The sequence below is a fragment of the Xanthocytophaga flava genome (assembly GCF_030068545.1).
GTDB classification, from domain to species: domain Bacteria; phylum Bacteroidota; class Bacteroidia; order Cytophagales; family 172606-1; genus Xanthocytophaga; species Xanthocytophaga flava.
The window spans coordinates 153773-166555 of sequence record NZ_JASJOR010000012.1 but is presented as its reverse complement, the minus strand read 5'-3'; the positions used below and the strand labels follow the sequence as shown (position 1 = coordinate 166555).

Sequence of the window (12783 nt, the reverse complement as noted above, 5' to 3'; positions counted from 1 at the left end):
GTCCATTGCGTTGATTAATTCAAAGCCTGAGCAAGGCTTAATTTGTTTCAACGCAACGGACGTTGCTTTCAATATAGGTCCGAACGGACGTTCGAACCAGTTCCCTTCTATTCAAAGAGATTCATTTTCTTCTTTACTTCTTTAGCACAGCGACTACGGCAATCTCTACATTGGCTCCCCCTGGCAGGCTTACAATACTGATTGTGGTACGGGCAGGCGGATTAGTACTGAAATACTTGCCATAGATGGCATTCATCTTTGCAAAATCATTCATATCCTTCAGATAGACTGTAGCATTCACTACATTCGTCAGATCCAGATTGGCGGCCTTTAAGACAGCCTTGATATTCTCAAGGGTCTGAGTTGTCTCCTGTTCAATGCCACCTTCTACCAGTTTACGGGTTTTTGGATCTACACCTGTCTGTCCTGCACCAAAGAAAAATCCATTGGCAATCACTCCCTGACTATATGGACCTACAGGTAGTGGGGCTTCTTCTGTTTTCACAATTTTTTTTTGTGCAAATACCGCTGATGTACTTAGAACAGTAATAAAGAAAATCAGAAAGGGAATCTTTTTCATAGGTTTGTACGTTGGGTTTTGTTATAGAAATACAATTTATATTGCTTAAAATCATCTGAAATGATCAGACTGTCTCAAAAGTATTATTTTTTTGTAATTATATTCTCATTCCTGTTATCTCCTGTACAGGCACAGATCCTTCAGGATAATGAAGTTCAGCAGTGGATTCATGAAGGACTTGACAAAATGTACAATTTTGAGTTTGCAGAAGCCAACCCCATCTTTGAGAAAATTCGCCAGCGTTATCCGCAGCATCCTGTATACCCCATGTTAAAATCACTGGAAACAACCTGGAAGAATATTCCGATAGGAGAAAATAAAAATGTGATTGCAACCCACAGAGCCTATCTCAACGAAGTTATTAAACGGGCTGAAGTGCTGCTTGATAAAAATGATAAAGATCCGGAAGGAGTATTTTTTGCAATGGCAGCTCATGGATTTCTGGCATTAAGCCATTCAGAAAGCGATGAAATGACCTCCGCAGTCAATGAGGCTCGCAAAACATATGGACACTTGAAAGACGGCATGAAGATGCTGAATCAGTATGCCGATTTTTATTCTCCGGTAGGCGTATATAACTATTATGTTGTGAAGTATCCGGAAACACATCCTGTTGTCAAGCCTTTTATGATTTTCTTTGCAGATGGTGACAAAGCATTAGGATTGAAACAACTGGAAATTGGTAGTCAGAAAGGTATCTTCACCAAAGTGGAGGCACTTTTCTTTCTGCTTCATATCTATATAAAACATGAATATCAGGCTGGTAAGGCCTTAGCCTGTACCCAACAACTTATTACCCGTTATCCTAATAATATTATTTTTGCCATGCGTCATGCTGAAATGCTGCTTGCCAATGGCCGATATGATGAGGCTGAACCCTTTATAACACAGGTAGGACAAAACAAGGATAAAGTTTTTCAAAGTACGGTTGCAGTTTTTAATGGCATTATACAGGAGAAACAAACAAAAAATCTACCTCAGGCAAAGATCTATTATCTAAAGGCTACTACTATGAATGCGCTTAATGTGCGTTATAACAATGACTTTCTGGCTATGGCCTATGCAGGTTTGGCACGGATTGCCATAACTGAAGGAAAGAAAGATATTGCAAAAGCCAACTACAAAAAATGTCTGGAACTTGCAGAATATGATAGCACTATTGCAGAAGCCAAAAATTATATGAAGAAGAATTAGAACTCGTCGGAAACTATCCAAACCTGAATATAAAAATAGTATGTCAGATACCTATCTTACCATTGCTGCACCATCGGAAGGATTATACAAAGAAAAAGGAAGCAAGTTTCTGGCATTTGCGTATCCGGCTCGCACAGAAGATGAGGTTAAAGATCATCTCACCCAACTTCGTAAAACATACTTTGATGCCCGACATCATTGCTATGCCTATATTTTGGGTGCTGACAAAACCAAGTACAGAGCAAATGATGATGGAGAACCCAATCACTCAGCCGGCGACCCAATTCTGGGTCAAATCCGTTCCCGCAATCTGACAGATGTACTGGTGGTAGTAGTGCGTTACTTTGGTGGAATAAAGCTGGGAGTTAGTGGTCTGATCCAGGCGTATCGTACCTCAGCTTCTGAGGCATTGGAGACTGCACAGATTATAGAAAAGATTGTGACGATGCCTTTTTCCATACAGTTTACCTATGAACAGATGAATCAGGTAATGAAGCTTCTGAAAGACTATGATGCAGAAATTATTTCGCAGGACTTTCAGTTGATTTGTCAACTTACAGCTGCAGTTCGTAAAAATCATTACGCTGAACTATTGGATAAATTTACCTTCCAACAAATAGAAGTTCTTCAAGAACTTTGAACCAACTCAAGCAACACATCATAGTATTTACGTTTTAACCATTTAGCTTTTAGCCAGGCATAAAAGTGCATAGCCTGCAAATCTTCCTGCTCTACAGGTAAGAATACAAAAGCAGCCTCTACTTTCTGATGGAATACATCATCCGTAAAAGTTTCCGGATGCTCTACCAGCTCTTTCACAAATTGCATATACATCCGGATATTACGCGAACGCTTAAGAAGCCCTTCAAATGTAGTCTCTATAGACCGGATTTTATTTACAACCAGATCTATATTTCCAAACTCATACTGAATAATCAATTCACTCAGATTTTTTCGTAACACCCATTCCATTCCCATTTTCTTCTGACACCACTGATCTGAGTGAGGAATAGTCAGCAGCAGGCGACTTGCTTTACCATACTCCTCTTGTTGAAAATAGTAAAAGGCCAGGTTGATCTGTGCATTCAACTGATCCTTAACAGATAGCAATTTACTCTGTTTCTTCAGCAACTCCTCAAGCAATACTATAGCAGCATCTCGTTTGGTGTCATACATATAATTGGCTGCCAGTAACATTACATACTTCGGATAAAATTGTCCCCAATAACTTTTCTGAGAATCCTGTAACAAAGCATACAATTGTGTCAGATATACTGTAGACTCATCAAATTTCCGATTACGATACAATGTCTGCGCAATCATATACAACATCCGAAGCTGGATATATCCATGTCTTAATTCAAACGTAGTTGCGTTGTACTGTTGAATAACATACGGTTCAAATGCATAATAGTCCTTCCGTACCAGTACTACACTTCGGGCAATATTGACTAGTTTATACAACATTGCCGGACGTTTGCTTATAACAGTGGTCAACTGATACTGCGCTAGAATGGTTGATATAATAGATTCAAAGTCAGGCACTGCCCCGGTTTGTCGGGCCTGACTCAACTGTTTGGTAATCAAAGCTTGTGCAATCACAGCCCGTTCTTCTTCTTCACAGAGAGGTTTATTCTGGTTACGCTTTTCTATAATAGATTCCAATGGATCGGCAAATTCACTATCAGATTTTTCAAGTTGAAAATGGTAGAGAGTATTTAATAAATCAAAGTGATCATTTCGTATAGCTATCTTTTCAGCTTTACGAAGCATATTCCATGCTGTTTTTTCTACTCCCCGATCAAACAGATATCTTGCCAAAGCCAGTAACTCAGACACTGAAGCTGTTGCGGATAAGTCAAACTCTCTACTCTTCAGCAAAATAAAATCTGCCAGTTGTCGCATCAATCTCTTTCGCAATGCATGATAGGCCACCAGATTAGGTTTCTTTCCATACAAATACATAGGGATGGATTTCTCCTTGTCTGGCAGCTTTTGTTTTTCTGCGAGCAATCGAAACAAGTCGATATCCTTTCGCTCTTGCTTTGATTTCAAACGCTGCAGGTAAGCCGTGAAGTCCTTCTGATGTTCTGAAGGCATAGCCTCTATGATACTTTCCAGATTGTCCATGTAATTACAAGTAAAACACGAATATAAAGTAATAGTTTTAAAGTCCTTTTTACAATTAATAACGTATTGTATATCAATTACTTAAAATCATTTTATAGAATCTTAAAAAGTCCTTTTTACAGAGAATTCCGTTTGATTTAGGGTATCCGCGCAGTATATCTTTGAATCGTTAACTAAAAACACACACAAAATGGAATCTAAAAACACAGTAGTCAATAAACCCACTCCAATGTACCGTTTTCAGGTATGGTCATCTTTTGTTTTATCTTTCTCATTGATGGTAATTGGTATTTATCATCTGCCAGTAGAGATATGGATCAAAGGATATTTGGTTATGGGTATTATATTTACCGTTGGTTCTTGCTTTACGCTTGCTAAAACGATCCGAGATGACTTCGAATCGGAAAAAATAGAAGGCAAAAAGTATGAGAATTCCTGAAAAAGATGCTTCTTATCAGTCTTATATATCTTAGTGTCAGGTTCCTCCGCAAATGGAGGAATTCTTCTGACCCAGGAAATACATCTTTGACAAGCAAGACAGAAGCAAGGAGTTAAACTATCCTGATATGAAAACAATCCAACTGCCGGAAAAAAACAATCCTAAAGTGCTCAATGCCTGGTGTAGTTATGACTGGGCCAATTCAGTCTATAATCTGACTATTACCTCAGCTATCTTTCCCATCTACTATAATGATGTTACTTCAAAAGCGCCTCCAGAAGGATTTGGAAAAAATGCAAATGGGGAGACAATGATTGATTTTTTGGGTTTGACATTTGACAGCCAGGTATTATACTCTTATGCTATCTCAGCCTCATTTCTGGTAATTGTTTTTCTGGCTCCTATTCTGTCAGGTATAGCAGATTATAGTGGAAAGAAAAAGCGTTTTATGCAGTTTTTCACCTATCTGGGATCAACAGCATGCTTAGGACTTTTCTTTTTTAAAGGTCTTAATATTGAGTACGGTATCCTATGTGCCTTTCTGGCTAGTATAGGGTATGCAGGCTCACTTGTATTTTACAATGGTTTTTTACCTCAGATTGCCACACCTGATAGGATGGACAAAGTTTCAGCTCGTGGTTATTCGATGGGATATATTGGCAGCGTTATCCTGTTAGTGCTTAATCTAGTCATGATATTCTTTAATGATGTGTTTGGGCTTGAAACAAGACTAATTGCAACACGTGTGTCTTTTCTAACAGTAGGTATCTGGTGGATTGGATTTTCACAGATTGCCTTCTATTATCTGAAAGATATTCCTACCAATCATTCCATAAGTACGGGATTACTAACTAAAGGATTTGACGAACTAAAGAAGGTATTTGCAAAAGTAAGAGCTTCCCAACATACATTCCGGTACCTGTTAGGTTTCTTCTTCTGGTCGATGGGAGTACAAAGTATTATGCTAATGGCCCCCTTTTTTGGAGAACGGACTATTGGAATGGAAGGCACAGAAATGATTGCGATTGTTTTGATCCTGCAATTAGTAGCTATACCTGGAGCTATTGCCTTTTCACGAATCGCGATGAAAGTAAGTAATACAACAGCTATACTAATTGCCATTATACTTTGGATAGGCATTTGTGTAGCAGCTTATTTTATCACAACCAAAACAGAGTTTTATATCTTGGCAGGTTTCGTAGGAATTGTGATGGGAGCAATCCAATCGGTATCACGAAGTACCTATGCTCAATTGATCCCTCAAACAACTACAGACACCGCATCGTATTTTAGTTTGTATGATGTTACTGAAAAACTAGCGATTGTTATTGGTACCTTTACCTATGGACGTGTACTGGAAATCAGCCACAATGTACGTCTTAGCGCATTGAGTATGGGAATATTCTTTATAGCTGGAGGTATATTTCTTGTGTTTGCACGCCTGCCTCGCCGGGTAAGCGATGCGGTAGCAAGTAATTAAAAGATGAAACTACTTTGCAGATACCATAGAAACAAGAGATATTTGCAGCCTGAAATGCAAAACGGTATCTAAAAAATATTTTTGCAAAGGACTAGCTATAAACGAGAGCATTAGCAAATGTGTCTATCGGGAGGCTGTTTACCATTTCAGGCTTTTTGCTATCAATAACAATCAGAAATTTCACAATTCCACATTAACCATCAAAACATGAGTAACCAATCGAATCCTTGGCATGCTGTATCTTATGGCTCCAATTCGCCTGTAACTGTAAACGGTATCATTGAAATCCCTAAAGGAAGCAAAGCCAAATATGAACTGGACAAAGAAAGTGGTCTGTTGATTCTTGACCGTGTGTTATTCTCCGCAGTACACTATCCTGCCAATTATGGATTCATTCCACAAACCTATTGCGACGACCATGATCCTCTGGATATACTGGTTATCTCTCAAGTTGATTTCCCATCTCTGTGTCTGGTAGAAGCTAAAGTAATTGGCGTAATGCGGATGATTGATCAGGGAGAAGCAGATGACAAAATTATCGCTGTAGCTCAACATGATGTGTCTGTTAATCACATTGATGACATTGACCACTTGCCTCCACACACACTGGTTGAAATGCGCCGTTTCTTTGAAGACTACAAGAAACTTGAGCATAAAGCAGTTGTGGTAGAACACTTCCTGGGCAAAAAAGAGGCATATAAAATAATCGAAGATGCCATTGCTCTGTATCGCGAAACATTCGGACAACCTGCATAATTTAGTATTCAGCTTGTAAATCCCAAATGATTCACAGGAAATAAGAATATCACACATTCACCCATCGTTCTTATTTTCTGTGAATTCTACTCTCGCCCAACATATCTCTCTTTTTATACTTTGAAGTAACCGTCAACCTCACTACTCACGTGTACTTCCTACTCAAACTCATCGCCCGCCTTGCCCTTAGAGTCTTTTTTCGTAAGATTCATGTTCAGGGGCTTACTGAAATTCCTGTGAATGTACCTTTGCTGGTTGCAGCCAATCACCCTAATACCTTCATGGATCCCATCCTGATTGCTGTATATCTCAAACAGAACATTTATTTCCTAGCTAACGGCTCTATTTTTAAAAATCCTGTAGTTGCTTGGTTTTTAAAGAAACTCCATATGATTCCCATATACCGAAAAAAGGATGTAGGAGCAGGTGAAAAAGTAAACAACAGTGCTACCTTCTCCAAGTGTTTCGAATTTTTACGTAAGAAAGGCACACTGTTAATATTTCCGGAAGGAACCAGCGAGCACGAACGTCGGCTAAGGCCTCTCAAAACAGGCACAGCCCGCATTGCATTAGGCGCTGAGGCTTCTGCCAATTTTGAACTAGGTGTAAAGATTCTGCCAGTAGGATTAACCTATACTGATCCCAAACATTTTCAAAGCGAAGTTTTTGTACACTTTGCTACTCCTATCGATGTACAATCCTATAAAGAATACTATCAGCAAGATGAGTTTGCTACAGTGGATGCCTTAACAGAGGATCTTCGCCAGCGACTTGAACACCATACTATTACTACCAGCAATGAAGAACATGACCTGCTGGTACATAATATTGAAAAGTTATATAAGAACCGATTAATTGATGAACTGGAAATTTCTGATGATCCCTCTAAGGAGAATTTTCTGATTACAAAAGGGATTGCGGAAGCTGTGACTTATTATGAAACTACTCAGCCTCAACGCTTTTTAGCGATCAGACAAAAAATTCAGGAGTATGTCAATCTGCTTAACAAGCTGGGGCTGGATGAAGAAACCATAACCCGGAAAAACCAATTTGTACACCGGCTTACACGGGGAATATTTCTGGTGCTGGGCTTTCCAATCTATTTGTATGGACTGATATTCAATTATCTGCCTTATATCCTACCGTCCAAAGTTGCAGGATGGATCTCAAAGGACGTAACCTATAGGGCACCGCTGATGATGATTACCGGAATAATTACATTCACTGGATTTTATATAACTGAAATATATTATTTCTATCAGAGGCTACCTTTACTCTGGCCAACTATCCTTTTCGCTCTGAGCCTACCTGTCAGTGGATTTATCTGCTGGTATTACTGGTTATTGGCTGAAGACTCCTATGAAAGCTGGTCATTCCGGATGCTATCTCAGAAACGCAAAACACAGATTACTCATTTACTTACTGAACGTAAAGAAATCTTTGTCTTACTGGAAGAAGCGAAACAAGAATATCTTGGTACGATAAAAGCCGAATCATAGGAACTATCCTTTGCCCATATCCTGTATACTTTCTGTCAATAACCTATAGATACGTTGTTGTAATGGCTGATCTTTCAGATAGCGTACGTGATTAGCAATTGTTTGTTCGTCGCCTCGTATAGCAGGTCCGGTTTGAACAGTAGCAGGATTATCAACGGCCAATGCTTTTGTAAACGTTTCTTCGATAAGGGGTTTGAGCAGAGAAAACTCTAACCCTTCACGTTCCACAATGTCACGCGCTACAGCCATCAGGTGATTGGAGAAGTTACAGGCAAATACAGCTCCAACATGCAGTATCTTCCGTTCGTCAGAGCTAACCAGGTATACCGTTTTACTGATACTTTGTGCCAGTGCCACAATGACTTCTTCTGTTCTGTCATTACTAGCCTCTAAACAAAATGGCACCTTCTGAACATCTACATGCCTGCTTTTACTAAATGTCTGTAAGGGATAAAAAACTCCCCGGTCAGGAAAAGGTCGCAAGGTAGCTAATGGCAATGTTCCAGAGGTATGGCACAAGATAGCACTTTCCGGAAGGATACAGCTGTCAGCAATTCGTTCTACGGTATCATCAGGAATGGTAATAAAAAAAATATCTGCATCGCTATCTGTAAAGTCAAGTGTATTTACAGCCTGAGCATCGTATAGATTTCGTGTCAATTCTTTTGCATGACGTATATCACGGCTATATACCTGCCGTATGGAGTGCCCTGCATCTTCCAGAGCCTGAGCTAAATGCCAGGCAACATTGCCAGCACCAATAAAGGAGAGTTTTGCCACGTTGTATTTCTTTCAAATTTCAATGTACAAATAAATCAAAGTTTGGTATATGTAAAAAAACAATCCCCTCCTGAATTTCTGTGTTAAGAGCTTCAGAAAGGGATTCAAACTGTCAAACTTTTATTCTAGTACCTAATCATCCAATAGGGATTGCGTTCTTCTTTTATTTTTTCTTTGATAAACTTATCAAGCATATTTTCATACGCAGTCTCTGTCAACTTGGTTCCTTTCATCTTTTTAGGCAGATCCAGTTCCTGAGTCAGCTTTTTATTTTCAATACGGGAAGCTTCAATGGTGACAGTGCCATCGTTGATATCCAGAGCCAGAATCATTCCGGGGAGCCCATATGAACGTTCCGGGCCAATATTGGAAGGAATATCCTGTGCAAACCAGGCAACAATCTTTTGCTTCTTCACTGTATCTTCTTTCATTGCCTTCATACAAATATGTCCAGCCACATCCTTCAGATCATTCATAATCTTCCAGTTTTGTGTACCAAGCGAGTCTTCAATGATATACGTTTTTCCTACCATTTCAATAATATCTACCATTGTATTCTTCTCAAAATCGCGCTTTACCACATACTGTTCCTTCCGCCAGTCATAGCCAGAAGACTCAGCCGACTTTTCATCCGAATAGGTATACTTGCTTGATTTATCATTAAAGTATAACACCATATACTCTTTCCAATCATCGCGCCCGCCCCACATATAGGCATTCCGTTCTTTTTCCTGTTTGCTCAGAAATGTAAGCTGATTGATCATTTTAGTCCAGTAGGTAGTTCGGGTATAGTGTACGATTCCTTCCTGCTGGGCAGATGCAGCAATGGATAAAAGCAGTGTAAACAAGAGCACTAATTTCTTCATAGAGATGTAAGCAGATAAATATGTAAATAGTATAAATCTATATCAAATAGCTATTACCAGCCACCATTGCTTTTCACTTTATCAGAATAACCACGTACGTTATAGGAGATGCTTAACATAAAGTAGCGGGCTAATGTCAATGCAGTTTGCTGAGTAATAATATTCTGTGAGCCATTTTGTGTAATACTTCTTCGTTTATTCAATATATCAAAGGCAGCCAGTCGCATTTCTACTTTGTTATCCTTTAGGAAAAGGCGGCGTATGGATGCATTGAAAATAGGAATATCCTGATTGAAGTTAAACCGATCATTCTGATAGGAAGTATAGTTTAGATTACTTTCAAGAAAAAACTTCTTGGCAAAATTCCATTTCAAAGAAACATCTGCTCCTTTTCTCCAAATCTCCTGATTCTGACGTTCTTCAATAGAATAATTAATTGTGTTGAAGTTAAGATTGCCACTCAATGTCATCAATAGCTTTTCATTTGGAGTCACAGTAAAACCAAGCCGCCCATTGTAACTATTGTTATTAGTCTCATTACGAATGCCATTGATAAATAGAGGAGTGGCACTTCTATTATATCCGGCACTCAGATTAAGGGTTAGTTTGGTTTTGATAATTGGCTTTCCAGCATATACTGATGTACCAAAGCTACTACCTCCCGAAATATTCTCAGGACGTGTAAATGTCACCAGAGAGTCATTAATAGTTTGGTTGTACACTACACGACTCATATAATAACTATAATTTACTGACAGATTAACATTGGTAAAAGTAGAAGGGTCAAATTTATAGAAGAAGGCGTTCACCTGATGACTTTTTTCAGGAGAAAGATCTGGATTACCAGTAATAATGTAATAGGGATTATTGTTATTTACTACTGGCTGGAGATCATTCAGCTGGGGAGCCTGTACATTTAGTGAATAACCTGTACTGAAATACATATTATTCTTCATTTCAATATCAACTCCCACATTTGGTGTCCAGGCTGTAAAATTGCGTTTGATCTGACTACGATTCTCATCCGAAGCACTGTTAGCAAACTTTCCTTCCAAATCGTATCGTAATCCAGCCATACCCAAAGATATATTTATGCCAGAGTATGAATATCGCAGACTGGTACCCAGTCGATTGTAATAAATCTGATTGGTATAATAGGCACTCAAACTATCCATACGGGCATCATTCTGCAAACGATTAAAAGCATCTTTACTTACCTCTCTGAAGTCAGAACTAAAGTTATAGAATGTCTCCCAGTAAAACTTCTTACTCAAAGGTTCTAAAAATAAAGCACTTGTCTTTAGCTGACTCTGCTTGTTGTTATTATCATTGAGTTGTCCAAGTGCTCTGATCTGATCATTGGGATCTAAAGCAGTAAGATAACGGGTAAGTGAATTTAGATTTTCGTTTCCATTAGATGAACTGGCATTAAAGCCACCACTCCAGGCAAAACTACGCCCTTTCTTTTTAAAACGATGGCGATAGATAACAGCACTGGTTAATGTAAATGAATTGAGTGTTGTTCCATTATTTATTTGTACAGCGTTTGCCAGTCCTTGTCCTTCTGTAGGATAACGCCGTTGTTGTTGTTGGTCTGTGACATCAGAGTTACTAAATCTCAGATTGCTTTTGGCAATAAGAGTATTACTTGAATCCAGCATTTGCTCTATACGCATTCCAATACTGTGATTTCCCCGAAAATCAACTTTTCTAGTAGTATCTGTCGTAAGAAAAGATGATAAGGAATCTAATAACGTTTGGTTATTTGTAAACTGGTCCAGGTTTAACCGGGTTTGGTTATAGAAGTAGCTGGAGCTAAACTTTGTTTTCTGGTGTGTATAGTTATAATTAACTCCTGCTCCGGCATTTTTAGTAAAACCTCGTCCATCGAAATTATTCAGAATTCCTCCTCCATCAGAGAAGTAGTATGTTATACCTCCACCAAATCCAAAGTCACCATTGTCGTAATTATTAAAGGAGTTATTTCCTTTAAACTCTCCGTAGTCTTCCCAGTTTACACCCGTTTCGTTAATATTATTTCCATATCCAATGACAGAAAACTGCTCTTTTTTATTAAAGCGGTTGTAATTACCACGAGCAGCCCAACGTTCTTTAGTTCCTCCCGCTAACGTAATCTTTCCAAAAGACCCTTTTTTAAATTCATCTTTCAGTTCCAGGTTCATTACCTTTTCGCGTTTGCCATCATCTACTCCTGTTAACTTAGACTGTTCTGATTTGTCATTGTATACCTGAATCTTTGATAAAGTTTCAGCTCCCAGGTTTTTAGTAGCAGCTTTAGGATCATCTCCAAAGAAAGTTTTTCCATCTACTGTCACCCGTTTAATATCTTTTCCTTGAGCTTTGATGTTTCCATCGCCATCAACTTCAATTCCAGGTAGTCGACGCAGAAGGTCTTCCACTGTCGAACCCGGAGGAACACGAAATGAAGCTGCATTGTATTCAATAGTGTCTCCTTTGATGCTTAGTGGGGCACGCGCAGCCTTGATAACCACTTCGATTAGCTCTTTAGCAATAGGTTTGACTTTTAGACTTCCCAGATCATTTACCTCTGTAGCAGAGACAGAAATAGTTTGCTGGTAAGGCAAGTAGCCAACATAGGATATTTTTAGAATATATGGGGCATTCTTAACATTCTTGAATTCAAAAGATCCTTTTTCGTCTGAGCGGGAAAAATTTACCAGAGCAGAATCTTTGGGTTGTAATAACATGACCGTTGCAGCAGGTAATACAGCTCCGGCAGTATCATGAATAATTCCTTTAATAGTCACTCGTGTAGGGGTTTGAGCCTGAACCAACAGGCAAAGCAATCCCAGACACAACGTAAGTAGTGTTTTTTGCATACAACAGGGATGGTGAAAGTGGATAAACAAATATATAACTAGTTTTTTAGTTATATAGTATAGTATTGAAAAAAAATATTCTACAGATACATTTATTTATAAGCATAAAGACAGACTACAGAAAAATAAAAATAGGTGAGAGAAATAAACCTCTCAAAAACCATGCTGAAATGCTAATAATCAGTAGTCAATTACTAA

General features: G+C 38.7%; 11 protein-coding genes. 6 read left to right on the top strand and 5 right to left on the bottom strand.

The genetic code is table 11. The features are described from left to right. Positions 1–133: 133 nt before the first annotated feature. Entirely contained in the window at positions 134–580 is a 447-nt protein-coding gene (locus QNI15_RS18630) for a Rid family detoxifying hydrolase (RefSeq protein WP_313997481.1), read from the bottom strand. A 60-nt stretch (positions 581–640) separates the two neighbouring features. Here QNI15_RS18630 and QNI15_RS18625 point away from each other — a divergent pair, with 60 nt between their 5' ends. Continuing rightward, positions 641–1774 (top strand): tetratricopeptide repeat protein, encoded by a 1134-nt coding sequence (locus QNI15_RS18625; RefSeq protein ID WP_314032956.1) that lies wholly within the window; start codon positions 641–643, stop codon positions 1772–1774. A 40-nt stretch (positions 1775–1814) separates the two neighbouring features. Beyond that, the gene (locus QNI15_RS18620; protein WP_313997478.1) at positions 1815–2414 is read left to right on the top strand and encodes an IMPACT family protein; all 600 of its coding nucleotides are present in this window, start codon (positions 1815–1817) and stop codon (positions 2412–2414) included. Here QNI15_RS18620 and QNI15_RS18615 read toward each other — a convergent pair. Continuing rightward, positions 2402–3904: a hypothetical protein gene (locus QNI15_RS18615; RefSeq protein ID WP_313997476.1), complete on the bottom strand. Its 1503-nt coding sequence runs from the start codon at positions 3902–3904 to the stop codon at positions 2402–2404. The genes QNI15_RS18620 and QNI15_RS18615 overlap by 13 nt on opposite strands. Positions 3905–4094: 190 nt before the next feature. Between QNI15_RS18615 and QNI15_RS18610 the strand changes: the two genes are divergently transcribed. The 4 genes from QNI15_RS18610 (at position 4095) to QNI15_RS18595 (ending at position 8078) form a co-directional block, all read left to right on the top strand. Then, a complete protein-coding gene (locus QNI15_RS18610) occupies positions 4095–4343 on the top strand; it encodes a YiaA/YiaB family inner membrane protein (RefSeq protein ID WP_313997474.1) in 249 nt (82 codons plus the stop codon). A gap of 127 nt (positions 4344–4470) precedes the next feature. After that, on the top strand, positions 4471–5823 hold the full coding sequence (locus QNI15_RS18605; RefSeq protein WP_313997472.1) for an MFS transporter: 1353 nt from the start codon (positions 4471–4473) through the stop codon (positions 5821–5823). A 207-nt stretch (positions 5824–6030) separates the two neighbouring features. After that, complete coding sequence (locus QNI15_RS18600) at positions 6031–6579, top strand: inorganic diphosphatase (protein WP_313982961.1); 549 nt, start codon at positions 6031–6033, stop codon at positions 6577–6579. Positions 6580–6728: 149 nt separating this feature from the next. Next, entirely contained in the window at positions 6729–8078 is a 1350-nt protein-coding gene (locus QNI15_RS18595; RefSeq protein ID WP_313997470.1) for a lysophospholipid acyltransferase family protein, read from the top strand. Between the two features lie 3 nt (positions 8079–8081). Here QNI15_RS18595 and QNI15_RS18590 read toward each other — a convergent pair whose 3' ends face one another. The 3 genes from QNI15_RS18590 to QNI15_RS18580 all read right to left on the bottom strand — a co-directional run bounded on the left by QNI15_RS18590 (position 8082) and on the right by QNI15_RS18580 (position 12585). After that, on the bottom strand, positions 8082–8858 hold the full coding sequence (locus tag QNI15_RS18590) for a Rossmann-like and DUF2520 domain-containing protein (protein ID WP_313997468.1): 777 nt from the start codon (positions 8856–8858) through the stop codon (positions 8082–8084). 125 nt (positions 8859–8983) lie between these two features. Beyond that, complete coding sequence (locus QNI15_RS18585) at positions 8984–9724, bottom strand: GLPGLI family protein (protein ID WP_313997466.1); 741 nt, start codon at positions 9722–9724, stop codon at positions 8984–8986. Between the two features lie 53 nt (positions 9725–9777). Then, complete coding sequence (locus QNI15_RS18580; RefSeq protein ID WP_314032955.1) at positions 9778–12585, bottom strand: TonB-dependent receptor domain-containing protein; 2808 nt, start codon at positions 12583–12585, stop codon at positions 9778–9780. Positions 12586–12783 lie beyond the last annotated feature (198 nt).